Source organism: Nonomuraea sp. 3-1Str (genome assembly GCF_031570565.1).
GTDB lineage: Bacteria > Actinomycetota > Actinomycetes > Streptosporangiales > Streptosporangiaceae > Nonomuraea.
This window is the reverse complement of the sequence record NZ_JALHBK010000022.1, coordinates 71,525-95,667: the sequence shown is the minus strand read 5'-3', so window position 1 is coordinate 95,667 and position 24,143 is coordinate 71,525. Positions and strand designations below refer to the sequence as shown.

Annotated in this window: 24 protein-coding genes; 16 read left to right on the top strand and 8 right to left on the bottom strand. The window is 72.6% G+C overall.

What is annotated here, in order from left to right; genetic code table 11:
* Window positions 1–59: 59 nt before the first annotated feature.
* The 7 genes from MTP10_RS29550 to MTP10_RS29520 all read left to right on the top strand — a co-directional run bounded on the left by MTP10_RS29550 (window position 60) and on the right by MTP10_RS29520 (window position 6,568).
* Entirely contained in the window at window positions 60–845 is a 786-nt protein-coding gene (locus tag MTP10_RS29550) for a helix-turn-helix domain-containing protein (protein WP_310713194.1), read from the top strand.
* 47 nt (window positions 846–892) lie between these two features.
* On the top strand, window positions 893–1,714 hold the full coding sequence (locus MTP10_RS29545; protein ID WP_310713193.1) for an alpha/beta hydrolase: 822 nt from the start codon (window positions 893–895) through the stop codon (window positions 1,712–1,714).
* Window positions 1,715–1,980: 266 nt separating this feature from the next.
* The gene (locus MTP10_RS29540) at window positions 1,981–2,997 is read left to right on the top strand and encodes an ABC transporter substrate-binding protein (protein WP_310713192.1); all 1,017 of its coding nucleotides are present in this window, start codon (window positions 1,981–1,983) and stop codon (window positions 2,995–2,997) included.
* Window positions 2,994–3,827, top strand: a complete 834-nt coding sequence (locus MTP10_RS29535; RefSeq protein ID WP_310713190.1) for an ABC transporter ATP-binding protein — start codon at window positions 2,994–2,996, stop codon at window positions 3,825–3,827. Before MTP10_RS29540 ends, MTP10_RS29535 begins: the two co-directional genes overlap by 4 nt.
* Complete coding sequence (locus MTP10_RS29530; RefSeq protein WP_310713189.1) at window positions 3,820–4,725, top strand: ABC transporter permease; 906 nt, start codon at window positions 3,820–3,822, stop codon at window positions 4,723–4,725. Before MTP10_RS29535 ends, MTP10_RS29530 begins: the two co-directional genes overlap by 8 nt.
* Window positions 4,722–6,065 carry an LLM class flavin-dependent oxidoreductase gene (locus MTP10_RS29525; RefSeq protein WP_310713187.1) on the top strand — a complete coding sequence of 448 codons (1,344 nt, stop codon included), beginning with the start codon at window positions 4,722–4,724 and terminating at the stop codon, window positions 6,063–6,065. Before MTP10_RS29530 ends, MTP10_RS29525 begins: the two co-directional genes overlap by 4 nt.
* Window positions 6,062–6,568, top strand: a complete 507-nt coding sequence (locus tag MTP10_RS29520; RefSeq protein WP_310713185.1) for a flavin reductase family protein — start codon at window positions 6,062–6,064, stop codon at window positions 6,566–6,568. The genes MTP10_RS29525 and MTP10_RS29520 overlap by 4 nt, the downstream gene beginning before the upstream one ends.
* Before the next feature lie 64 nt (window positions 6,569–6,632).
* Here the strand turns inward: MTP10_RS29520 and MTP10_RS29515 are convergent, their stop codons facing one another.
* Both MTP10_RS29515 and MTP10_RS29510 read right to left on the bottom strand, forming a co-directional pair.
* Complete coding sequence (locus MTP10_RS29515; RefSeq protein ID WP_310713183.1) at window positions 6,633–7,709, bottom strand: hypothetical protein; 1,077 nt, start codon at window positions 7,707–7,709, stop codon at window positions 6,633–6,635.
* A gap of 50 nt (window positions 7,710–7,759) precedes the next feature.
* Complete coding sequence (locus MTP10_RS29510; protein WP_310713181.1) at window positions 7,760–8,500, bottom strand: hypothetical protein; 741 nt, start codon at window positions 8,498–8,500, stop codon at window positions 7,760–7,762.
* 117 nt (window positions 8,501–8,617) lie between these two features.
* Between MTP10_RS29510 and MTP10_RS29505 the strand changes: the two genes are divergently transcribed.
* The 3 genes from MTP10_RS29505 (at window position 8,618) to MTP10_RS29495 (ending at window position 11,724) form a co-directional block, all read left to right on the top strand.
* Window positions 8,618–9,517 carry a Gfo/Idh/MocA family oxidoreductase gene (locus tag MTP10_RS29505; protein WP_310713179.1) on the top strand — a complete coding sequence of 300 codons (900 nt, stop codon included), beginning with the start codon at window positions 8,618–8,620 and terminating at the stop codon, window positions 9,515–9,517.
* Window positions 9,518–9,599: 82 nt separating this feature from the next.
* The gene (locus tag MTP10_RS29500; protein ID WP_310713177.1) at window positions 9,600–10,616 is read left to right on the top strand and encodes an NAD-dependent epimerase/dehydratase family protein; all 1,017 of its coding nucleotides are present in this window, start codon (window positions 9,600–9,602) and stop codon (window positions 10,614–10,616) included.
* Between the two features lie 31 nt (window positions 10,617–10,647).
* Window positions 10,648–11,724 carry a dihydrodipicolinate synthase family protein gene (locus MTP10_RS29495; protein WP_310713176.1) on the top strand — a complete coding sequence of 359 codons (1,077 nt, stop codon included), beginning with the start codon at window positions 10,648–10,650 and terminating at the stop codon, window positions 11,722–11,724.
* Between the two features lie 73 nt (window positions 11,725–11,797).
* Here the strand turns inward: MTP10_RS29495 and MTP10_RS29490 are convergent, their stop codons facing one another.
* Window positions 11,798–13,003, bottom strand: a complete 1,206-nt coding sequence (locus MTP10_RS29490; RefSeq protein WP_310713174.1) for a hypothetical protein — start codon at window positions 13,001–13,003, stop codon at window positions 11,798–11,800.
* A 62-nt stretch (window positions 13,004–13,065) separates the two neighbouring features.
* Here MTP10_RS29490 and MTP10_RS29485 point away from each other — a divergent pair, with 62 nt between their 5' ends.
* The 5 genes from MTP10_RS29485 (at window position 13,066) to MTP10_RS29465 (ending at window position 18,295) form a co-directional block, all read left to right on the top strand.
* On the top strand, window positions 13,066–14,238 hold the full coding sequence (locus MTP10_RS29485; protein ID WP_310713173.1) for a DegT/DnrJ/EryC1/StrS family aminotransferase: 1,173 nt from the start codon (window positions 13,066–13,068) through the stop codon (window positions 14,236–14,238).
* A gap of 83 nt (window positions 14,239–14,321) precedes the next feature.
* Window positions 14,322–15,560, top strand: coding sequence for an extracellular solute-binding protein (locus MTP10_RS29480; RefSeq protein ID WP_310713171.1), 1,239 nt, complete (start codon window positions 14,322–14,324; stop codon window positions 15,558–15,560).
* Window positions 15,561–15,587: 27 nt separating this feature from the next.
* Complete coding sequence (locus MTP10_RS29475; protein WP_310713170.1) at window positions 15,588–16,442, top strand: sugar ABC transporter permease; 855 nt, start codon at window positions 15,588–15,590, stop codon at window positions 16,440–16,442.
* Window positions 16,439–17,299, top strand: a complete 861-nt coding sequence (locus MTP10_RS29470; RefSeq protein ID WP_310713169.1) for a carbohydrate ABC transporter permease — start codon at window positions 16,439–16,441, stop codon at window positions 17,297–17,299. The genes MTP10_RS29475 and MTP10_RS29470 overlap by 4 nt, the downstream gene beginning before the upstream one ends.
* Window positions 17,300–17,341: 42 nt before the next feature.
* Window positions 17,342–18,295, top strand: coding sequence for a dihydrodipicolinate synthase family protein (locus tag MTP10_RS29465; protein ID WP_310713168.1), 954 nt, complete (start codon window positions 17,342–17,344; stop codon window positions 18,293–18,295).
* 47 nt (window positions 18,296–18,342) lie between these two features.
* Here MTP10_RS29465 and MTP10_RS29460 read toward each other — a convergent pair whose 3' ends face one another.
* Both MTP10_RS29460 and mca read right to left on the bottom strand, forming a co-directional pair.
* A complete protein-coding gene (locus tag MTP10_RS29460; protein ID WP_310713167.1) occupies window positions 18,343–18,876 on the bottom strand; it encodes a hypothetical protein in 534 nt (177 codons plus the stop codon).
* Window positions 18,873–19,742 (bottom strand): mycothiol conjugate amidase Mca, encoded by an 870-nt coding sequence (gene mca, locus MTP10_RS29455; protein ID WP_310713166.1) that lies wholly within the window; start codon window positions 19,740–19,742, stop codon window positions 18,873–18,875. Before mca ends, MTP10_RS29460 begins: the two co-directional genes overlap by 4 nt.
* 96 nt (window positions 19,743–19,838) lie before the next feature.
* Between mca and MTP10_RS29450 the strand changes: the two genes are divergently transcribed.
* Complete coding sequence (locus MTP10_RS29450; protein ID WP_310713165.1) at window positions 19,839–20,465, top strand: TetR family transcriptional regulator; 627 nt, start codon at window positions 19,839–19,841, stop codon at window positions 20,463–20,465.
* A gap of 131 nt (window positions 20,466–20,596) precedes the next feature.
* Here the strand turns inward: MTP10_RS29450 and MTP10_RS29445 are convergent, their stop codons facing one another.
* The 3 genes from MTP10_RS29445 to MTP10_RS29435 form a co-directional block, all read right to left on the bottom strand.
* Entirely contained in the window at window positions 20,597–22,552 is a 1,956-nt protein-coding gene (locus tag MTP10_RS29445; RefSeq protein ID WP_310713164.1) for a hypothetical protein, read from the bottom strand.
* A gap of 74 nt (window positions 22,553–22,626) precedes the next feature.
* The gene (locus tag MTP10_RS29440) at window positions 22,627–23,343 is read right to left on the bottom strand and encodes an amidohydrolase family protein (protein ID WP_310713163.1); all 717 of its coding nucleotides are present in this window, start codon (window positions 23,341–23,343) and stop codon (window positions 22,627–22,629) included.
* Entirely contained in the window at window positions 23,340–24,116 is a 777-nt protein-coding gene (locus MTP10_RS29435) for an amidohydrolase family protein (protein WP_310713162.1), read from the bottom strand. Before MTP10_RS29435 ends, MTP10_RS29440 begins: the two co-directional genes overlap by 4 nt.
* Window positions 24,117–24,143: the final 27 nt, after the last annotated feature.

The following is a 24,143-nucleotide window of genomic DNA, read 5'->3' as shown; positions in this document are numbered from 1 at the left end:
GGCCGCGCGATTCCCTGCAGGGAATCGCGTCACCGCGGATGTCCACTATGAATGGTGACATGACGGTCTTGGCGGAACCCGAGCAGTTCGCCCGCGAGCTACGGCGCTGGCGGACGCGCCGCCGCTTCAGCCAGCTCGACCTGGCGATCCGGGCCGACACGACCCAGCGCCATCTGAGCTTCCTCGAACAGGGACGTTCACGGCCGGGCCGCGTCATGGTGGTGCGGCTCGCCGAGTCGCTGGGGCTGTCGCTGCGGGAGCGGAACGAGCTCCTGCTCGCGGCGGGCTACGCGCCGATGTACGCCGAGTCGAGCCTCGACGCCCCCGAGCTCGGCCCGGTGCGTGAGGCGCTGGAGCGCATCCTCGACGGCCACCTGCCGTATCCCGCGGTCGTCGTCCGGCGGCACGGCGAGCTGGTCGCCGCCAACGCGGCGTTCGGCGTGCTGCACGAGGGCGCCGCGCCCGCGCTGCTGGAGCCGCCGCTCAACGTGCTGCGGCTCGCCCTGCATCCCGAGGGCATGGCCCGCCGCGTGGAGAACCTGCCCGAGTGGGGCCGCCACATCACCGGCAGCCTGCGCGACCAGCTGCGGCAGAGCCCCGATCCGGACCTGGAGGAGTTCATCGCCGAGCTGGACGGCTACCTTCCCGACGTGGACCCGCCGGCGGGGCATCTGGGCTTCGCCGTGCCGCTGCGGCTGCGGGTGCCGGAAGGCGAGCTGCGCCTCATCACCACGCTGACGTCGTTCGCGACGGCCGTGGACGTCACGCTGTCCGAGCTGCGGCTGGAAGCGTTCCTGCCCGCCGACGAGCCCACGGCGGCCATCCTGAGGCGGAGGGCCATGTGACCAAGATTACATCCATTTAGATGTATCAAGTCTGATATGTTTTCCCCATGAACGGATTCCTCAGCGTCCCCGGTGCCCGGCTCTACTACGAGGTCCGCGGTACGGGCCCGGTCCTGCTCATCTCCCAGAGCGGCGAGGGCGACGCCGGCCGCACCGTCGACCTGGTGGACCGGCTCGCCACCGACCACACCGTCATCACCTACGACCGGCGCGGCCTGTCCCGCAGCACGCTGGACGACCCGGCCGGCGGCGCGACGGTGGCCGAGCACACCGACGACGTGCACCGCCTGCTCGCCGAGCTCACCGACGAGCCCGCCCGCATGCTCGGCTGCAGCTTCGGCGCGGTGCTCGGCCTGCACCTCGCCGTCCGGCACCCGGCCCAGCTCCACACGCTCGTCGCCCACGAGCCCGTCGCGCCCGCCCTGCTGCCCGCCGCCGAACGCCGCCTCCACGAGGAGGAACTCCAGGACCTCCAGCGGCTCTACCGGGACCAGGGGCTCGCCGGAGCGTTCGGCAAGATCGCCGAAGTCCTCGGCATCCAGCTCGGCCGGCAGGAGACCGAGTCCGGGCTCACCCAGCACCCCATGGACGACCGGCGCAGGGCCGGCTTCGACTTCTTCATCCGCAACGACTTCGGCGCCATCGTCCTCGACACCCTCGACACCCTCGACACCGCCGCGATCGCCGCCAGTCCGGTGCGGATCATCCCGGCGGCGGGGCGCACCACGCCCCGGCACGTGTTCGACCACCGCTGCGCGCACGAGCTGGCGACCCTCGTCGGGCGAGCGGTCGAGGAGTTCCCCGGCGGCCACAACGGCAATCTCACCCACCCGCGCGCGTACGCCGCCCGGCTGCGTGACCTGTTCTGACGGCCCGGAGAGCCCTGGATATTCATGTATATCCAGTAGGGAATGTTGACTATGCGCGACCGGCGCCGTAGCGTTCCCGATATGAGCCAGGGCCTTCACTTGACCCGGCGCCCGCACGTGGACTTCGGTCACGTCGCCAGCGCGCAATGTCGTTGATCACGGACAGCTGACCGCGCACTTCCCCATCCCGGCATGGCCGACGGTGCTCGTGCCTCCCTCTTCCCGCGCGCCCGCGCACTGGCGCGCCTCTTCATGAGGAACGTTCCGTGATCAAGATCAGGCATTTCCTTCTCGTTCTGACGGCGGCCGGACTGGCCGCCTGCGGCTCCGCCGAGGGCTCGGCGCGTCCGGGCGGAGCGGAGGTGAAGGTGCTGCGTTACCAGGGCAACGTCGGCGCCGTCACCTACCCCGAGCTCGCCGAGGACCTCGGCTACCTCGGTGACGTCAAGCTCAGGTGGGTCGGCAACACCACCAGCGGCCCCCAGGACATCCAGTCGGCCGCCACCGGCCAGACCGACTTCGGCGGCGCCTTCAACGGCGCGATCATCAAGCTGAAGGCGGCCGGAGCGCCGATCAAGGCGGTGATCGGCTACTACGGCTCCGACGACAAAAGCTTCAGCGGCTACTACGTGACCGACGACAGTCCCATCCGCACCGCCCGCGACCTCATCGGCAAGAAGATCGGCGTCAACACGCTCGGCGCGCACCACGAGGCCGTCATCAAGGAGTACCTGAAGCGGGCGGGCCTGACCCCGGAGGAGATCAAGCAGGTCCAGCTCGTCGTGATCCCCCCGGTCAACACCGAGCAGGCGCTGCGCCGGGGACAGCTCGACGTGGGCACGCTCGGCGGCATCATCAAGGACAAGGCGCTGGCACGCGGCGGCCTGCGCCCGTTGTTCACCGACGTCGGCCTGTTCGGGCCGTTCACCGCCGGCTCCGTCGTGCTGCGCGAGGACTTCATCGCGCGCAACCCCCACACCACGAGGACGTTCGTCGAGGCGTTCGCCAAGGCCGTCCAGTGGGCCCAGAGCCACCCGCGCGAGGAGGTCGTCGCCAGGTTTAAGCAGATCATCGCCAAGCGCGGACGCACCGAGGACGCGACCGCGGTGACGTTCTGGAAGAGCACCGGCATCGCCGGCAAGGGCGGCGTCATCGCCGCCAAGGAGTTCCAGACGTGGATCGACTGGCTGAGCCGCGAGGGCGAGATCAGGCCCGGTCAGGTGAAGCCGTCCGACCTCTACACCAACGAGTTCAACCCCTACGCCCACGGGAGCGGGTCATGACCGCCACACTCGGCCGGACCGCGGTGAAGACCAAGATCGGCCTCCGGGACGTCAGCAAGGTGTTCCAGGTCCGGGACGCCCGCGAGCCGTTCGTCGCGCTGTCCGGCATCGACCTCGACGTGCGCGAGGGGGAGTTCCTCACCCTCGTCGGGCCGAGCGGCTGCGGCAAGTCCACGCTCCTCGACCTGGTCGCCGGGCTGACGCGGCCGACCGGCGGCCAGATCCTCATCGACGGCACGCCGGTCACCGGCCCGGGACTGGACCGGGGGATCGTCTTCCAGCAGTACGCGCTGTTCCCCTGGCGCACCGCGCGGGCCAACGTCGAGTTCGGCCTGGAGGCGAAGGCCGTACCGAAGAAGGAGCGGCGGGAGCGGTCCCGGCACTACCTCGACCTGGTGGGGCTGACCGGCTTCGAGGAGCGCTACCCGCACGAGCTGTCCGGCGGCATGCGGCAGCGGGTGGCGATCGCCCGCAGCCTCGCCTTCGACCCCGACGTGCTGCTGATGGACGAGCCGTTCGCCGCGCTGGACGCCCAGACGCGCGAGTCGCTGCAGGAGGAGCTGCTGCGGATCTGGGAGAAGACCGGCAAGACCGTCGTCTTCATCACGCACGGCATCGACGAGGCCGTCTACCTCGGCCAGCGGGTCGCCGTCATGACCTCCCGGCCGGGCCGGATCAAGGAGATCGTCGAGGTGTCCTTCGACTCCCGGGACGGTGACCTGCGCGCGGTCCCGGCGTTCGGCGAGTACCGCCATCACGTGTGGGCCCTGCTGCGCGACGAGGTCGCCGCGGCGCAGGTCCTGGAGCGGAAGGCGACGTCCCATGGCTGACCGGCCGGGCGACCTCGCCGCCGCCACCGCCCTGGGCGAGCGCGCGACCGAGCGGCTCTCCGTCGGCGCCCACGCCCCTGACCCGCCTCGCCGCCCGCAGACGCCTCCCGGCCCCCGCCCGTCCGCCGCCGCGCGACGGTACCGGCACGTGGCCTCGCGGGCGCTCACGAAATCCTCGGCGATCCTGCTGCTGCTGGCCGCCTGGGAGGTGCTGCCACGGATGGGCGTGTTCGACCGGGTCTTCGTGCCGCCGCTGTCGGAGGACCTCGCCGTCTGGTACGGGATGGTGCTCGGCGGGCAGCTCCCCGAGCACCTGGAGGCGTCGCTGGTCCGCTCGCTGTCCGGGTTCGGCCTGGCCATCGCGCTGGCCATCCCGCTCGGCCTGCTGATCGGCTGGTACCGCCCGGTGGCCGACACCCTGACCCCGCTCCTGGAGCTCTTCCGCAACACCTCGGCCGTGGCGCTGCTGCCGGTGTTCACCCTCATCCTCGGCATCGGCGAGACCACGAAGATCACCTTCGTGCTGTACTCCTGCTCCTGGCCGATCCTGCTCAACACGATCAGCGGCGTGAAGACCGTCGAGCCCCTGCTGATCAAGTCGGCCCGGTCCATGGGCCTCGGCCCGGTCCGGCTCTTCCAGAAGGTCATCCTGCCCGCCGCCGTGCCCACCATCTTCACCGGCGTGCGGCTGGCCGGCGCCTACTCCATCCTCGTCCTGCTGTTCGCCGAGATGGTCGGCGCCAAGGCCGGGCTCGGCTACCTCATCCTGGACGCCCAGTCCAGCTTCCGCATCCCCGAGATGTACGCCGGGATCATCACGATCTCCGCGCTCGGCCTGCTGTTCAACCTGCTGCTGATCAGGATCGAGCGCCGCTTCTCCACCTGGAGGACCACATGACGAGAAAGCTGCACCTCAACGCCTTCCTCATGGGCGTCGGCCACCACGAGGCGGCCTGGCGACACCCGCGCACCGACCCGGCGAGGATCGCCGACGTCCGGCACTACCAGGACCTGGCCCGGATCGCCGAGCGCGGCAAGCTCGACTCGGTCTTCCTGGCCGACGGCCTGGCCCTGTGGGGCAACATCCGGCACAACGCGCTCGGCGGCCTGGAGCCGCTGACGCTGCTGGCGGCCCTCGCCGCCGTCACCGACCACGTGGGCCTGATCGCCACCGTGTCGACCACCTACAACGAGCCGTTCCACGTGGCCCGCAAGTTCGCCTCCCTCGACCACATCAGCGGCGGCCGGGCCGGCTGGAACATCGTCACCTCCGCCGGCGAGGCCGAAGCGCACAACTTCGGCGTCGAACGGCCCGCGCACGCCGATCGCTACGCCAGGGCGACCGAGTTCCTGGAGGTGGTCACCAAGCTGTGGGACAGCTGGGAGGACGACGCGATCCTGTCCGACCGGGCGAACGGGCTCTACGCCGACACCGGCAAGATCCACCCGATCGAGCACGCGGGGGAGCACTTCACCGTCCGCGGCCCGCTGAACACCTCCCGCCCGCCCCAGGGACACCCGCTCCTGGTGCAGGCGGGCTCCTCCGAGGACGGCAAGGAGTTCGCCGCCCGTCACGCGGAGGCCGTCTTCACCGCCCAGCAGACCCTGGCGGAGGGCCAGGAGTTCTACGCCGACCTCAAGCGCCGCGTGGCCGGGCACGGCAGGCAGCCCGGGGACCTGCTCGTGCTGCCGGGCATCTCGCCCATCATCGGCTCCACCGAGCGGGAGGCGCTCCGCCTGGAGAAGGAGCTGGAGGACCTCATCATCCCCGCGTACGGCCTGGTCCAGCTGTCCCGCATGACCGGCATCGAGCTGAGCGAGGACGCGCTCGACCGCCTGCTGCCGGACATCCCCGTCGAGACCGAGGGCGCGCAGAGCCGCCGCAAGCTCGTCGTCGACCTGGCCAGGCGGGAGGGCCTCACGGTCAGGCAGCTCATCGGCCGGCTGGCTGGCGGCCGGGGCCACCGCGTGGTGGCCGGCACCCCGGAGCAGATCGCCGACGAGATCCAGGAATGGTTCGAGGGCGGAGCGGCCGACGGCTTCAACGTCATGCCTCCCCTCCTGCCCGCCGGCCTGGCCGACTTCGTCGACCACGTCGTACCGGAGCTGCGGGTCAGGGGCCTGTTCCGGGACGAGTACGAGAGCCGTACCCTGCGCGGCAACTACGGACTGGCCAGGCCCGGCTCCCGGTACGCCGCCCATGACGGCGCGGAGCTGGAAGTGGCGGTGGCCGGATGACCGAGACCCTGCCCGACCGCACGGTGGACGCCGACGGCTACCGCCGCGCCCTCGCGGTGCACGCCGCCGGCGTCGTGGTGATCACCGCGCAGAGCGACGGCATCCCCGTCGGCCTGACCGCCACCTCCTTCTCCTCGGTAAGCCTGGACCCGCCGCTGGTCTCCTTCTACGTCGACCGGCGCTCCACCACCTGGCCCTGGCTGCGCTCGGCGGACCACTTCGCGGTCAACGTGCTGGCCAGTGACCAGGCGGAGGTGGCGGCCAGGTTCGCGAGCAAGGGGATCGACAGGTTCGCCGAGCCCACCCGGTGGCGTCCGGGGCCCCTCGGGGCGCCGCTGCTGCAGGACGTCTCGGCTCACCTGATCTGCCTGCCCCACGAGACGTCCGACGTCGGCGACCACGTGCTCGTGGTGGGCCTGGTCGCCGAGGCGTACGTGCACGGCACGGGCCGTCCGCTGCTCTACCACCAGGGCAGGTTCGGGCGCTTCATCGCCCACCCGTGACCGTGCTCCGCCACCGCGCCCCGCGACCGTGGCCGACCGGCCGCGGTCGCGGGGCGCGGGCATCTCACCGGCCGGGCAGCCGGTGGCGGAAGATCCCGCGGACGTCGCCGAAGCTGCCGGTGGCGAGCAGCCACGAGCCGCCGGGGACGCCGGCCAGTGACGTGAACTCAGCCGTTCCCGGGGCGCCGACCGGGCGCAGGGTCCAGACGCCGGCGGGGGAGCGGGGAGCGAGCGCGGCGTCGTCGCCGTTGACATCGGCGGAGCCGAGGAACCAGTGGCCGCCGCGCCCGTCCGGGACGGGGTCGAACGTCTCGCGCCACGGGCCGGGCACCGCGGTCACCCGCTCGGTCCGCCAGACGTTGCCGCTGCGGTGCAGCAGCAGCGGCGTGGTGGTCCGCGCGGTCATGTCCGAGACGTCGGCGGTGATCCAGACGCCGGAGGCGTCCGCGGTGATGCCGCCGAGGTCGTGGGAGGAGGACGTGTCCGAGGCGGGGAGGGCGTCGCCGAGGGGCTCGATCCGCCAGCCGGTGCCGTCGTAGTGGGCGACCCGGGGCTGGGTCTCGTCCCGCCTGTCCCGGCCGATGGCCCAGATGTCCGTGGCGGAGCGCGCGCTCGCCCGGGTCACCTGCACGGGCACGTCGGCCCTGACCCAGGCCGAGCCGGTGTAGTGCCACGTGTCGTCGCCGAAGAACCACACGTCGGTGTCGCCGAAAACCTCGACCTCCTGGACCGACTGCGAAGGCAGGGTCCGCATCGTGGTCCAGGTCCGGCCGTCCCAGCGCAGAGCCCGCTGCCCGTCGTCGTCGCCGCTGGTGACGAGCCAGACGTTGGCGGGCGAGGAGGCGCCCGCCGGCCCGCCGCCGGCGCCCAGCCCGGAGGGAAGGGGACTGGCCCGCCAGCGCTCACCGTCCCAGTGGTAGGCGGTGGGGCCGAAGTGCCACCACCCGACCCGGCGGGTGCCGAAGGCCCACGCCTCACGCTCACCGAGCGGGACGAGACTGGCGCCGAACTCGAGGGAGGGCGCCCGGTGCGCCAGCCGCCACTGCTCGTTGCCGGCCGTGGCGTTCTGGAGCGTCGTGCAGCCGGCGAGCAGGCCGAGCGCGACCACCGGGATCAGCAGGACCATCGGCAGCGTACGCACGTAGCGATGATGTCAGACGGACGGCACCCGGCCGCCGGCGAGCGTGCGGATCAGCGGAACTCGGTGGTCACCTTGGCGGGGTCCGGCGCCTTGACCGACACCTTCGCGCCCCACCCGCTGTAGCGGCTGTCCACGGCGACCATGGCGCTCTTCCCGTCCTCCGTCGCCGTGTACGAGCTCTGCACCCTGCTCACCAGGCCCGCCGAGGTGAGCGTGAGGGTGTAGGAGACCTTCGTGTTGTCGAACGACTTGTCCGCCTTCGCGCCCGCCCACCAGGCCGAGACCCGCTTGAGGTCCTTGAAGGTGATGGTGCCGGTGACGGAGCTCTTCGCCGGCTTCCCGTGCTCGATCAGCGCGGCCAGGGTCCTGGGCTCGGCCGGGTTGAGGATCTGGCTGTAGGAGTCGGGCATCCCGTACCGCTTGACCTTGTACCAGGTCTTGCCCTCCGGCAGAACGATGGGCATGACCCCGCCGGAGTGGTACGTGATCTTGCCGATGCCGACGGCCCGCTGCCGCCCGTAGTCGTCGTCGTCCCAGTGGATGTCGATGTCGAACGCGGCGACGCCCTTGCGGTCGAACTGGAAGGCGCCCTTGCGGTCCTGGATCTCCCTCTCGTCCGTGCCGTCCGACCAGGTGACCGTTTCGGTGAAGCGCACGCCGTGCCCGGGTACGAGCTTGGCCTTCAGCGCGCTGACGGGATCCTTGGGCGCCGCCTGCGCGGGGGCGGCGACGGCCGACAGGGCCGCCGACATGACGGCGCAGGCAGCCAGAGCTGTGATCATCTTCTTCATGGTCGGCGATGATGCCGGAAGTGGATCACGAACCGGGCACGATCGGCTGACCGGCGGGCGGCGGGGCGGCTGCCATGATGGTCCCCTCCCATCCCGCCGCCGCTCCGGAGGACTCCCGTGCGCATCGTTCTCGCCGGTCTCGCCACCAGTCACCCGTTCACCGACGCTCGTACGCTGGCGAGCCACGCCGAGCTGGTGGTGTGGGAGCCGGACCCCGAGCGGCTGCGGCGCTTCACCGGCGAGCACCCCGCGGCCGTGGTCGTCCCGACGCTCGCCGAGGCGCTGGCGACCGGCCCCGACGGGGTGGTGCTGACCGTGCCCAACCCGCAGGTGCCCGGCGCGCTGGCCGCGGTGCTGGAGACCGGGGCGGCCTGCTTCGTCAACAAGCCCGCGGCAGCCGGCCGTGACCAGCTGGAGCGGCTCGACCGGCTGCCGATCCACGACCGGGTGATGTCGACGTCGGTGCTGCGGTTCGCCCCGGCGTTCGCGGGGCTCACGGTGGACCCGGCCGACGTGCTCGCCGTGCGGGCCACCGTGCGGCACGACGTCGGGCTGTGGGCCACCGGCTACAACGCCTGGCAGGACACGCCGGGCGAGGGCGGCGGCACGATGGTGACCATGGGGATCCACGGCGTCGAGCTGCTGGTCGCGCTGCTGGGACCGGAGGTGGCGCTGGCGGGCGCGGCCGGCGCGCGGCGGCACTACGCGACCCTGCGCTCCGAGGACACCGGCGTCATGGCGCTGCGCTGGGCGGACGGCGTCACCGGCGTCGTGGAGGTCCTCGGCGTGTCGGAGGGGGAGGAGTACACCGTCACCGTGCACCGGCGCGACTCCTCCGAGACCGTCGTGATCGAGGGGGGCGACGACCCGGTCAAGGGGCTCGGCTACGAGGGGACGATCGCGGCGTTCCTCGACATGGTGGCGGGCGCGCCCAGCCCGGTCCCGTGGGAGCAGACCCGCGCCGTCCTCGGCGTCCTGGTCGCGGCCCGCGAGAGCGCCCCGCCCGCCGCCTCCTGACCGCGGCCGCGTCCACCCGTTGACAGGTCAACTGTGCGCCAGTTACGGTCTGGACCGTAAATGACGTACAGAGGGAGACCGCGTGCGGACGACAGCGGAACTAGAGGAACGGCTGGCGCGGCCGAGCGCCGGGCTGGTCGACGACCTCGGCGGGCTCGACGGCGACATCATGATCCTCGGCGCCGGCGGCAAGCTGGGACCGAGCCTGGTGCGGCTGGCGCTCAACGCCACGGCCGCCGGCGGGCACGACCGGCGGGTCATCGCCGTGTCCCGCTTCTCCGAGCCGGGCCTCGCCGACGCGCTGCGGGCGGAGGGCGCCGACGTGGTGCCCGCCGACGTGGCCGACGAGCGGGCGCTGCGCGAGCTGCCCGACGCGGCCAACGTGGTCTTCCTGGTGGGCGCCAAGTTCGGCACCGCGGGACGCGAGCACGCCACCTGGTTCACCAACGCCTACCTGCCCGGCCGGGTCGCCGACCGGTTCCGTGACAGCAGGATCGCCGCGCTGTCCACCGGCAACGTCTACCCGCTCGTCCCCGTGACCAGCGGCGGCAGCACCGAGGACTCCGCCACCGGACCCGTGGGCGACTACGCGATGAGCTGCCTCGGCCGGGAGCGGGTGCTGACACACTTCGCCGAGACGTACGGCACCCGCATGGCGCTCATCCGCCTCAACTACGCGGTCGAGCTCAGGTACGGCGTGCTGGTCGACCTGGCCCAGAAGGTCCTCGCCGGAGAGCCCGTCGACCTGGCCACCGGCCAGGTGAACGTCGTCTGGCAGGGTTACGCCAACGAGGTCACCCTGCGCTCCCTGGGGCTGGCCGAGGCGCCGCCGTACGTGCTCAACGTCACCGGCCCGGAGCTGGTCTCCGTGCGGCAGGCGGCGCTGGCGCTGGGGGAGGCCCTGGGCAAGGAGCCGGTGTTCACCGGCGAGGAGGCGCCCACGGCGCTGCTGTCGAACGCCTCACGCTGCCACCTCCTGTTCGGCTACCCGCAGATCACCCCCGCCGAGCTGATCGAGCACACCGCCCGCTGGGTCGCCGGCGGCGGGCCGCTGCTCGGCAAGCCCACCAAGTTCGAGCGCCGTGACGGCCGCTTCTGACCCGCCCGCGCCCACCGCAGCCCACTCACCCGTGACAAAGGGGGACCCCCACGTGCTCAGCACGGCTCCAGAGGCGCAGACGTCCGTGCGCCACCTGTTCCGGCGCGGCCTCGTCATCCCGGCGCACCCGCTCGCCCTGACCGAGGATCGCAAGCTGGACGAGCGCCGCCAGCGGGCGCTGACCCGCTACTACGTCGAGGCGGGCGCCGGTGGGCTGGCGGTGGGCGTGCACACCACCCAGTTCGCGATCCACGGCACCGGCCTGCTCGCGCCCGTGCTCGAACTGGCCGCCCGCACCGCCGGCGAGGCCGGCCGCGAGGTCGTGCTGGTGGCCGGAGCGACCGGCCCGACCGCGCAGGCGGTGGCGGAGGCCGAGCTGGCCAGGTCCCTCGGCTACCACATGGTGCTGCTCAGCCCGCACCGCGACCTGGACGAGGACGCCCTGATCGACCGGGCCAGGGCGGTCGGCGAGGTGCTTCCCGTGATCGGGTTCTACCTCCAGCCGGCCGTGGGCGGGCGCACCCTGTCGCGCGACTTCTGGACGCGCCTGGCCGCGATCGAGTCGGTGGTGGGCATCAAGGTCGCCCCGTTCGACCGCTATCGGACGCTCGACGTCCTGCACGGCGTGGTGCGCGCCGGGCGCGCGGGCGACGTCGCCCTCTACACCGGCAACGACGACCACATCCTGGCCGACCTCATCACCACGCATCGCGTGGTGGTGGACGGGCGCGAGGTGGACATCGAGTTCGTCGGCGGCCTGCTCGGCCAGTGGGCGGTGTGGGTGCGGCGGGCCGTGGACCTGCTGGAGGAGGCGAAGCTCGCCCGTGCCGGCGACGACGCGGCGGTGCGGCGGCTGCTCACCCTGGACGGTCACCTGACCGACGCGAACGCCGCCATCTTCGACACCGCCAACGGCTTCCACGGGTGCATCCCGGGCATCCACGAGGTGCTGCGCCGGCAGGGACTGCTGGCCGGCCGCTGGTGCCTGGACCCCGCCGAGGAGCTGTCGCCCGGGCAGCTCCAGGAGCTCGACCGCGTCTGGGCCGCCTACCCGTGGCTGCGCGACGACGACTTCGTCGCCGCCGGCCTGGACCGCTGGCTGTCCTGACATGCCCGCCCGCCGGCCACCGCAGGAGACCCGCCCGCCCCATGCCCGGCCCCATGCCCGGCGGCCGGGCGGGTCAGAGGGTGAGGCGGTAGAGCGTGAGCGGGCGGCCGCTGGAGCCGCTGGTCAGGTTGCCGGTGCGCTCGGCCAGCCCGGCCAGCTCCAGCCGGTGCAGCATGCGGCGCGCGGTCCGCTGCTGCACGGCCAGGCGGTCGGCGATCTCCCGGGTGGTCAGCGGCTCCTCCCCGGCGGCGGCCCGCGCCTCCAGGAGCTTCTCCAGCGTGGACACCGACAGGCCCACCCGCCGGGCGATGACCGACAGGTTGTGCTCGGCCGCCGGGGCGGCGGGCACCGACTCCAGCACGATGTCGGTGTCGGCCCGCAACGACAGCACGGCCGCCACGTCGCCGATGCGCCGGGCCCGGGCCAGCGCGCGGCGGGCCAGGCTCTCGGCCTCGGCCGCGCTGCGCCCCAGGCCGAACCCGATGCGGACCACCTCGTTCTGACCGGCCAGCCGCCCCAGCATGGGCAGGCAGGTGAACCCGCCCGTGGCGTCGTGCAGCGGCCCCCGGGTGGTCACCAGCAGCTGCGTGCCGCCGCGGAAGGCGGCGACGGTGCCGCCCAGCGCGGCGGCCTCGCGCAGCAGGCCCTCCTCGCCCGCCACCTCGATCAGCCCGAGTGCGATCTGCGCGTCCTCCTGGGCCTGGCCCTCGGCCGTCAGCAGCAGCTGGCGCAGCGCCACGCGGACCGAATGGACCGAGGGCACCAGCCGCAGCACCTGCATCTCGTCCCGCAGCGCCTCGTGGACGCTGCTCAGGCACGTGATCACCGGGTGGCCGGGGTCGCGGCGGTGGAAGGCGATCGCGCTCCTGGAGGTCATCTCGGGCCGGTAGGGGAGCGTGCGCAGCGCCTGCGTGGGCAGCCCGGCCTCGGCGAAGGTCGCCGTCACGTCGGCCGCCGACAGCGTGTCGATGGACAGGCGGGTCACGTCCACGCCGTCGCGCTGGAGCCGTACGAGGGCGCTGAGCAGGGTCGCGCCCGAGTAGTCGACGAACGCGGCGGGACGCGTCAGCACGTCGGCGTCGCGGGCCAGCATGTACGGGACGATGCCGGTGAACAGCCACCCCTCGACGCCCGAGGCGTGCGCCTCGGCGATCGCCGGCGCCTGGGACTCGTGGTCGTAGTCCAGGCGCAGCGCGGTGACGCCGGGCTGGTCCTCGCACGTGGCCGCGACGTCGTCGACCAGGTCATGCGGGCCGACGACCCCGATGACGATTCCCACCCACGTCCCCCTCTCTGCTCATTTCGGTCAAGACCGCAATCATATCCTTGTGAGGTGTCCCGGTGAAGTTCCCGTCCATGGCCGAGGCGGCGGGCCGAACGCTCGGCGACGAGGAGGTCGCCGCCGCCGAGCGGGTGATCCGCTCCGGCATGCTCAACTCCGTCTGGGGCACCGAGGCCAGGCGGCTCGAAGAGGAGATCGCGCGGATGTACGGCCTCCGCCATGCGATCTCCTGCAGCTCGGGCACCGCGGCCCTCCATCTGTCGGTCGTGGCGGCGGCGCCGGACCCCGGAGACGAGATCATCACGACGCCGATCACGGACTTCGGGACTGTGGCCCCCATCTTGGCGCAGAACGCGGTCCCTGTCTTCGCGGACGTGGACCCCGCGGACGGCAATCTCGATCCCGCCGCCGTCGTCGCGCTGATCGGGCCGCGCACCCGGGCGATCATGGCGGTCCACCTGTTCGGCGCGCCCGCCCGTATCGACGAGCTGCGCGCCCTGGCCGACGCCCACGGCCTGACGCTGATCGAGGACTGCGCGCAGGCGTGGCTCACCGAGCTGCCCGCGCCGGACGGGGCGGGCGGCGCGCCCCGGCCGGCGGGGACCGTGGGCGACGTCGCCTGCCTCAGTCTCCAGCAGTGGAAGCACATCACCTGCGGCGACGGCGGGGTGGCGCTCACCTCGGACGACACGCTGGCCAGGCGGATGCGGCTGTTCGCGGACAAGGGCTGGGACCGCGCGGCCGGGCGCTCGCACGCCTCCTACGGACTCAACTACCGCATGACCGAGCTGCAGGCCGCGGTCGCGCGGGCGCAGCTCGCCAAGCTGCCCGGGGTGGTGAGCGCCCGGCGGCGCACCGCCCTGCTGTTGCTGGACGCGCTCAAGGGCGTGCCGGGCCTGCGGCTGCCGCGGCCGGACGGCCACGCCTGGTGGCTGTTCCCCCTGGTGCTGCCCGGCGGCGGCGCGCGGGAGCTGGCCGAGGGCCTGGGCGCGGCCGGCGTCCCGGCCCGCGCCGGATACCTCGGCGAGCCGCTGAACCGCGCGCCCGTCTGGCACGCGCCCGTCTACGGCAGCTCCCGCGGGCCCCTGGAGGGCTACACGCCGGCCGGCTGCCCCGAGGCGGAGCGCCTCGTCGCCGACACGCTGCTGGTCATCGACTGGAACGAGCACTACACCGGCGAGCACGTCGAGGTGGTGGCCCGCGAGATCGCCCGCCTCCGTGGCCGCCCGTAGTCACGGTCGGATATCAGGCGTTGACCCGGCCGGACGCCCTCACTAGATTTCGGTCAGGACCGGTATTAGGAAAGGAAGCCGCCATGAGGAAGACAGCGGCAGTCGGCATCGCCGCCGCGTTGAGCGTCGCGGCCGCCGGGTGCGGATCGAGCGGCTCGGACAAGAGCGTCGTGACTCTCTGGATGTATCCGGTGATCTCCGACCAGGCCAAGAGTCAGGCGTACTGGGGCAAGGTCGAGAAGGACTTCGAGGCCCAGAACCCCACCGTCGACCTCAAGGTCGACCTCCAGCCCTGGGAGGGCCGCCAGGAGAAGGTGACCACCGCACTGATCTCCAAGAAGGGCTTCGACCTGGTCGTGCTCGGTCCCGACCAGATCCCCCAGTACGCGCAGCAGGGCACCATCGAGCCGGTCGACGACGTCGTCGCCGCCGACAAGACGTCGTACCTGCCCAACTCGCTGAGCGCCCTGACGGTGAACGGCAAGCTCTACGGCGTGCCGATCTACCAGACGATCACCGCGCCGATCTACAACAAGAAGCTGTTCACCGAGGCCGGCGTCGAGGCGCCGCGGACGCTCGCCGAGCTGAAGGCGGCCGCGCCCAAGCTGGCCGCCAAGAAGGTCGCGGTGCTCGACTACCCGGGCAAGCCCGAGGTCAGCCTCAACCAGAGCTTCTACCCGCTGCTGTGGGCCAACGGCGGCTCGGTCTTCGCCCCCGACGGCAAGAGCGTCGCCTTCAACGGCCCCGAGGGCGTCGAGAGCCTCCAGCTCCTGCTCGACCTGAAGGCCGCCGGCGGCCTGCCCGAGAACGCCGCCAGCAAGGGCAACGACATCGAGGGCGGCCCGCTCGCGGCCGGCAAGACCGCGATGTACCACGCCGCCACCGCCCTGCAGGCGGTCCAGCTCGGCACCGCCGTCGGCGCCGAGAATGTGGGCATCGGCCTGCCGCTGGAGGGCAGCAAGCGCGTCGCGTTCGGCATCCCCGGCGCCCTGGTGCTGGCCGGGCACTCCGGGCAGAAGGACGCGGCCAGGAAGTTCGCCTCGTTCCTCGCCTCGCCGCAGCAGGCGGCGCAGCTGGCGAAGGAGTCCGGCTTCTTCCCGGCGCGCACCGACGTGACCGTGCCCGACCAGTCGGCCGAGGCCAAGGAGTTCGCCAAGTCGCTGCAGTACGCCTTCCCGGGTGACACGCACCCGAAGGCCCGCCAGGTGATGGGCGTGCTCGCCCCGCACATCCAGGCGGCCCTGCTCGGCAAGGAGGACGCCAGGACGGCGCTCGACGCCGCCGCCAAGGAGGCCGACACGCTGCTGAGCAGCGGTAGCTGACCGGAGAGGACGACGGTGCGTCATCGCTTGCGTGACCCGGTCACCGGGCTGCTGTTCGTGCTCCCGATGCTGGTGCTGTTCCTGATCTTCAAGATCTTCCCGACCCTCGGCGCGGCGGGCATGAGCCTGACGAACTGGAACATCGGAGGGCAGTGGAGCTTCGTCGGCGCCGACAACTACGCCCGGCTGCTCGACGACGTGAACTTCTGGACGAGCCTGCGGGTCACGCTGGTGTACGCGGCGATCTACGTGCCGCTCACGGTCGTCGTGGCGCTCGGCACGGCGCTGCTGCTCAACCAGGTGGTGTTCCTGCGCGGGCTGTTCCGCGGCATGCTGTTCCTGCCGTACGTGACCAGCTTCGTGCTCGCCGGCATCGTCTGGCGCTGGATCTACGAGTTCGACGGCCTCATCAACGGGCTGCTGGCCAAGGCCGACCTCGGCCCGGTGGCGTTCCTGGAGCAGTCGGGGCTGGTGCTGCCGGCGCTGGCCCTGGTGTCGGTGTGGAAGGGATTCGGCTACTCGATGCTGATCCTGCTGGCCGGGCTGAAGTCCATCCCGGGCTCCTACCTGGAGGCGGCCACCGTCGACGGGGCGAGCGCGTGGCAGCGGTTCCGCCGGATCACGCTGCCCCTGCTCAAGCCCACCTTGTTCTTCGTCATGGTGATCGAGACGATCAGCGCCTTCCAGACGTTCGACACCATCTACGTGATGACCGGCGGAGGCCCCGCGCGGGCCACGTACACGCTCATCTACGGCATCTACGAGCACGGCTTCCGGTCCTTCGAGTTCGGCTACGCGGCCACCTGGGGCATGGTGCTGTTCGCGATCGTGCTGGTCGTGTCGCTGGTGCAGCGCCGCTTCCTGGACCGGGGGAACACATGACACTGACCGCTTCCCGCCCGCTCGCCCGCGCCTCCAAGGCCGCGCGGGCGGGCCGGCCGCGGGCCAGGTGGCCGCTCGCCGCGCTGCTGGGCGTGATGGCGGTGCTGACCGTCAGCCCGTTCCTGGTGATGCTCGTCGTGGCGCTGTCGCCGGCCGGCCGGCCGACCGTGCCCGGCCGCTGGCCCGAGTCGCTCACCTTCGACAACCTGGCGCGGGTCCTGTCCTCCAGCGGCATCGCCGAGTGGACGGTCAACTCGCTGGTCTACTCCGTGGTGTCGGTGGTGGTCATCCTGCTCACCGCCTCCATGGCCGGGTACGCCTTCGCCAAGAAGCGCTTCCCCGGCCGGGACGCGATGTTCTGGACGTTCCTGGCGACCATGATGGTGCCGTTCCAGGCGACCCTCATCCCGACGTTCGTCCTGGTCAACGGCCTGGGCGGGGTGGACACGTTCTGGGGCCTGATCGTGCCGACGCTGGCCAACTCGCAGGCCGTCTTCCTCATGCGCCAGTTCATCCTGGGCCTGCCGGACGAGCTGTTCGACGCGGCCAAGGTCGACGGCGCCTCCGAGCTGCGGGTCTACTGGACGATCGTGGTGCCGCTCACCAAGCCCATCCTGGCCACGCTCGGGGTGTTCGTGTTCCTGTGGCACTGGAACGACTTCCTGTGGCCGCTGGTCGTCGGGCAGAGCGACACGACCCGGACGCTCACCGTGGGGCTGACCACGCTGCGGACCGAGGAGCTGCAACTGTCGACGCTGATGGCCTCGGCGACCGTCTCCGTGGTGCCGTGCCTGGTGGTGTTCTTCCTGCTCCAGCGCTACCTGGTCAACAGCATCGCGATGACCGGGCTCAAGTAGCCGGGGCGGGGCCGCCGAGCTCTCTGGCCTAAGCTCTCTGGGATGCACATCTCGGCACAGAACCTCCGGGACCGCCTGCGCGGCTCGCTCGTCGCCGCGGCCGCCACCCCCATGACGGCGGCCGGAGAGGTGGATCTCGACCTGGTCTCGCACTACCTCGCCGGACTGGTCGCCGACGGGGCCGGCGCGCTGGCGGTGCTGGCCCACACCGGCCGGGGCCCGTACCTGTCCCCGCAGGTGCGCGCGGGCGTGATCGAGCGGGCGGTGGCGCTCGGCGTCCCCGTGCTCGTCGGCGTCGGCGGCCATCCCGGGACTGCCGGGCCGGCGGCCGCCGAGGCGACGACGGACCAGGCGCGCGTGGCGGCCGACCTCGGGGCGGCGGGCGTCCTGGTGTTCCCCTCGGCGGGGGACCGGCCGGCGCTGCACGACGCCGTGTGGCGGGCATCCGGGCTGCCGATGATCGCCTTCGACCTCTACACCCTGCCGTGCCCGCCGGAGGTGATGGCCGAGATCCTCACCCACCCGGGCGTGGCGGGGCTGAAGACGGCCCTGCTGTCCGACGCCATGGGCTGCCAGCGGGCCATCGCGCTGGCCCGCGAGGCGGGACGGCTGGCCATCACCGGCGAGGACCGCATGTTCGGCCCGTCCCTGTTGTGGGGCGCCGAGGCCGCGCTGGTGGGCATCGCCGCCGCCGCCGTGGAGGTCACCGCCGCCGTGCTGGACGCCTTCCGCGGCGACGACCTGCGGGCCTTCCACGAGGCGTCCGACCGCCTGGACCGGCTGGCGCGGGTCACGTTCACCGAGCCCATGGAGGGCTACGTGCGGCGCATGCTGTGGCTGGCGGCGGCCGAGGGCCGCATCCCCGGCTCGCACGCCCACGACCCGTACGGCCCGCCGCTGCCCGCGGACGAGCACGCGCAGGAGCACGCGGAGGTGGTACGGCACCGCGGACGCGTCCGGACGGCGGACCTGCCGGGCGCGACGCTCACCGGGTAGACCGCCACCACGTCGTCGAGCGCGGCGAGCTCTCCGATCCGCACGCCTCACGCAGGGGGACGCTCGCGGCCCGGGTAGAGGAACGCGGGCAGCAGCGTGGCGGCCGAGAGCCCCATCGTCCACCAGAACGTCGCCCCGTAGGCGGCGGCGGGAGCGAGGCCGCCGTCGAGCACCTGGTCCTTGGTGACGCTGCCGTAGATCGCCGCCATGCCGGGCGCCATGACCAGGCCGAGCCCGGCGCCCCGTACGACCAGCGACAGCGGCAGGACGGGCGCGGCGGGGGACGAGCCGAGCAACGTGAAGGCGTACGTGCCCGCCAGCGTGACCAGGATGCCGGACAGGATCAGCGGCCTCGGCGCCATCCGGTCGGCCAGCCGCCCGGCCAGCGCGTACGCCACGTAGGCCGCCATCAGGACCGTCCCGCCGGCCAGGGGCACGCCCGCGCCCGCCGTGCAGCCGTACACCAGCGCCGCAAGGGCCGCCGGGAGCAGCACCAGCCCGGGCACCAGCACGAAGGCGGTCCGCAGCAGCGGCCCGTCCAGTTTGTCCACGGCGGGGCGGAGCCCCACGGACCGGGTCATCTCACCCCTTCCGCCACCGGCTCGCGCAGTCCCGCGAACAGGTCGTCCTCCGGCGTGACCACCTCGACGAGCGAGCGGGCGAGGTGGTAGTCCTCGGTCGGCCACACCTCGCGCTCGATGCCACGGGGGTGGCGCATGAACCCGGCCTGCGGGTCGATCTGCGTGGTGTGCGCCAGCAGGGCGCGGTCCCGGGTCTCGAAGTACTCCGCGCAGGGCACGCGCGTGGTGGTCTCGATCGCCGGCTGCGGCAGCTCTTCCAGCAGGTCCGCCATTCCCGAGTCGATGCCGTGGGCCGTCATGGCCTGGTGCATGGCCAGGAACCAGTCGCGTGACAGCGCGGCGTGGTAGTAGAGCTTCATCGGCTGCCACCCCGCCCGGGCCCCGGCCGCCTCGAAGGCGGTCAGGGTCACCTCGTGGGTCCTGATGTGGTCGGGGTGGGGGTAGCCGCCGGTCTCGTCGTAGGTGACGATCACGTGCGGGCGGAACTCACCGATCAGCTGCAACAGCCGCCCGGCCGCCTCCTCCAGGGGCTGGAGCGCGAAACAGCCGTCCGGCAGCGCCTCGCCGGGCGCGGGCAGCCCGGAGTCGGTGAACCCGAGGAAGCGCTGGCGCACGCACAGGATCTCGCGGGCCGCCGCCATCTCGGCCCGCCGGATCTCGGCGAGGTTCTCCCGTACGCCCGGCTTGTCCATCGCTGGGTTCAGCACGTCGCCACGTTCGCCGCCGGTGCAGGTGACGACCAGGACGTCCACGCCCTCGGCGGCGTACTTGGCCAGCGTCGCGGCGCCCTTGCTCGACTCGTCGTCGGGGTGGGCGTGCACGCTCATCAGGCGCAATGGTTTGCGATGCGTGACGCGCAGGTTCATGTGCGGCCTCCGTTCGTGTTGGCGACATAAAGTTAGGTTCAACATAAACTTATGTCAATCCTGTCCTTGGGGCAGACCTATGGAAGAATGGAGGTCATGCCCGGAGGACTACGCGAACTGAAGAAGCAGCAGACGCGCCAGGCCATCTCCGACACCGCGACGCGGCTGTTCATGGAGCGCGGCTTCGAGGCGGTGACCATCGCCGACATCGCGGCGGCGGCCCAGGTGGCCAAGATGACCGTCACCAACTACTTCCCGCGCAAGGAAGACCTCGCCCTCGACCACCACGAGGCCCTCACCGGCAGCCTGGCCCGGCCCGTCGCCGAGCGGCGCCCGGGGGAGTCGGCGCTGGCCGCGCTGCGCCGCGCCTTCCTGGACGCCGTGCAGCGGCACGAGCCCGTGGTCGGCTTCTCGGGGCCCGCGTTCGTCCGCATGATCGCCGGCAGCCCGGCGCTGATCGCCCGGATGCGTGAGATCAACGATCAGCGGGAGAGCGCTCTGGCCGAGACGCTGGCCGCCGAGACGGGCGCCGCGCCCGGGGATCTTGCGCCCAGGGCCGCCGCCGCGCTGCTCGCCGCGGCCCACCGGACGCTGTTCCAGCGCGTCATGGACCTGACGCTGACCGGCATGGACCAGGACGAGATCGCCGCCGACGTCACGTCAGCGGCCAACGAGGTCTTCGACCTTCTGGAATCCTCCCTGTCGGGTTACGCGGTGCGCTGAGCGCCCCGCTGGTGCGTCCACGCCGGCCTCCGGCCTCCTCCCCGGCGGACCGCCGGCCCCGCCCCTCCGGCTGGGAAGCCTCCTGGCCGAGGGTCGGAGCCGCCGCCCTCGCGTGCGGATCGCCGGAGGCGTCAGGGCCGGCCGGAGATGGCGATGCGGACCAGGTCGCGGCCCTTCACGCCGTACAGGGCGCGGCGCGAGGGATCCAGGGCCAGCTTGGGCTCGCCGCCGAACCACTGCCCGGCCAGCCCCTCGACGATGGTCTTCGCCGTGAACGACCTCAGGTCGATCTTGTAGATCTTGTCCCCGTCCGTGCAGTAGGCCACCTCGCCCGTGACGAACAGGTCGCCGCCCTTCGCGCCCACCTGGAGCCTCGCGGTCACCTCCCGGCGGCGCGGGTCGAACGCGAACACCTCGCCGGTGCTCGCCATGCCGTACAGCAGGGTCCCGGCGCGTCCGAGGGCCAGGGACGTGATGGCGCGGGCGCCGGGCACGGGCTCGGCCTGCCACAGGAGCCTGCGGCCGGCCAGGTCCCAGGCGGCGAGGCGGGCCGTGGTGGTGACCGGCGGCAGGCCCAGGCCCTCCTGGATGAGGGTGCCGAGGTAGGCGGTGCCGTTCCGGGTGACGACCGAGTAGACGGTCTGCCGCTCGACGGCCGGCCGGTAGGTCTGCACCTTGCCGGTGCGCGGTGAGTACAGCGTCAGGGCGCCGTTCACGTGGCCGGGCTCGGGCTGCGTGGGCATCACGAGCAGGCCGGTGCGCGCGTCGTAGGCGAGGTCGCGCGGCCGGTCCTGCTGGTTGCCGGCCCGCAGGAGCAGCTTCGCCTCGCTCTCGCCGGGCCGGTGCGCGTACAGGGCGGCCTGCGTGTAGACGCCGAGGTAGGTGGTGCCGCGCACGGTCAGCATGGTCTTCGGCTCGCCCGGGATGCCGAGCCGGGTGACCTTGCCGGTGGCCAGGTCGTGGATGTCGGCGCCGCTCTTGCCGCCGACGTAGACGCGCTCGCCGTCGGAGTGGACGGACATGGGCTCCTCGGGGGCGGCCCGCAGGCCGCGCTGCACGAGGTTGCGGTACTCGATCGCGCCCGTCGCCGGGTCGACGACGAAGACCGCGCTGTCCTGGACGCCGTAGACGCGCCCCTCGTGGGCGAGGATCCGGTGGGTGGCGGCCTCGAAGTACGGCACGCCGAGCACCTCCAGCCGGTCCTCGGCGATCGAGTAGCGGTAGAGGGTGCCGGTGGGGCGGCCGGCGAAGTAGACGTGGCCGTCGTGGAGGAGCACCGAGACGATGTACTTCTCGCCCGGCGCGGTGGCCTTGACGACCTTGAAGCCGCCTGGGTCCGCCCTGTCCAGCACGAGCAGCTCGGCCAGGGAGTTCATGCCGCAGGCGATGTGGGTGCCGGACATGCTCATGCTGGCCACCCAGTCGCGGTCGGCCAGCTCCGGCGGCAGCAGCTCGCGCCGCTCGCCGGTGGCGCGGTCGATGGCGATGAGGTGGGCGTTGGCGCCGACGCCCGCGTAGACGTGCGTGGCGTCGGCCTGGATGCTGCGGACGTACGCCTCCCCGGGGCTGGCCTCGCCCAGGTCGCGGCTGGCGCCGGTGGCCGGGTCGTACTCCCGGACGCGGCCGGGCTCGGAGGTGCCCATGTACACCTTGCCGTCGGGCGAGGCGGCCATGGTCCAGATGAAGTGGTCGGGGTACTCGGCGACCTTCGACACCGTGCCGGCCACGGTGTCGATCCGGTAGAGGTCGGAGCGGGCGTGCGTGGCGGCGTAGACGTCGGTGCCCACCCGGCACATCGCCCAGATGCCGATGCCCGTCGGGATCTCGAAATGGGTCGTGACCGTATCCTTGGCCAGGTCGTACGCGCCGACGACGTTGGGCGACAGGCCGCGCGAGCCGACGTAGAGGACGTCCCCCACGATCTCGGCGTTGCCGAGGGGGGCGGCGACGCTGGCCGGCCCCAGGCCGGTGACGGTTCCTTCGGCTTGCGTGGCCCGGACCGCCGTGGCCGTCGCGGGGGTGGCGGACAGGGGGACGGCCACCGCGGTGGTGGCCGCCGCCTGCAGGAAACGACGACGGGGGATCATGTGCGGCTCCCTGGTGAAGTTTGCCGCACGCTATAACGGGCCTGCCCGTAATGTCCAGATCCCGAACGGCGATGTCAGATGCCGAACAGCTCCGCGGCGTTGCGCCAGGCCACCCGCTCGGCCGCCTCGGGGGCGAGTCCCGCCGCCGCCACCGCGCCGAAGGCCGACGCCGGGTCGATCAGCGTGGAGTCCGTGCCGAACAGCAGCCGCCGCCCGTCCACGGCCGCCGCCACCTCGGCGATGCGGCCGGCGGGGGCGTGCGACCAGCAGGGCTCCAGGTACAGCCGGTCGCAGGCCGCGGCCGCCTCGATCGCGTGGCGGAACCCGTCGGCGCCCATGTGTCCCGCGATCACCCGCAGGCCCGGCGTGTCCAGGCAGACCTGCGCCAGGTCGAGCACGGAGGCGCCCCAGGTGTGCACGAGCGCGGGGCATCCGGCCTCGGCGACGAGCGCCAGGGCGTCGCGCAGCTGCGGCGAGGTGACGGGCGAGCCCGTGTAGTCGGTGTGGATCTTCACGCCGACGAACCTGCCGGTGGGCAGGTAGGCGTCCAGGTCGTGGGCGGCCTCACGGAGCCGGCGCGGGTTGACGGTGACGTAGCCGAGCAGGCGGTCGTGCTCCTCCAGCACCCGGGCCAGGGCGCGGTTGCCGGCCGGCGCGTCGTAGATGACGGCCTCGGTGGCCGAGACGACGGCCCGGTCGATGCCGTAGCGGTCCATGGCGGCCAGGCTCGCCTCGGCCACGTCCATGGTGAAGAACCACGGCCCCCAGTGGGCGTGCACGTCGATGATCATGAGAGCAGCCTCCTGGCGTTGCCGCCGGCCACCGCGGCGACCTCGGCGGGCGAGAGCCCGCCGGTCGCCAGGCGCAGCAGGGGGACGAGTGCTTCGGCGTGCGGGGTCCGCGAGCCGTACAGCAGGCGGTCCGCGCCGACCTCCGCCGCGGCGGTCTCCAGCGCGTCGGGGGAGTTGAGCAGGCGGGTGGAGGTGTGGAAGCCCGGCTCGTCGGCCGCCACCACCAGGAAGTCGCCCAGGTGGTAGAAGTGCGTGTCCAGGAAGACCACGCGGGCGCCGATCCCGGCGAACGGCCGCCAGAACCTCCGCACGTCGCCCCCGGTGAGCACGGTCAGCCCCAGGGCCGTCGCGCGGCGCGCGACGTGCCCGACGGACGGGAAGCCGGCCTCCACGCCCTGCTCGTCGGGGAAGAGCCGCACGGCGCGGACCCCACCGGCGGCCAGGCGCTCCAGCTCGCGGGCCGCGCCGACCGGGTCGCGCAGGTCCACCGTGCCCACCGGCGCGAACGACGACCCGTCCGCCCGCAGCTCGCGCAGTGCCAGCGCCTCGTCGTTGCCGGACCGGACGTCGAACAGCGCGGCGCGCAGGCTCGCCACCGCCCCCGCCCGGATCCGGTGGCGGGCCAATGACCGGAGCACCTCGCCGGGCGCGCCGGGCGGACCGTCCCGGTCCGGGTAGGCGCCCACCAGCACGTCGGCGTCGAGCGTCACCTCCAGATCGCCGATCAGCCTCCACGCGTCGAAAGCCGTACCGGCCCCATCCCTAATCGTCATGCGGGCCATCATGCCATTGACGTACTG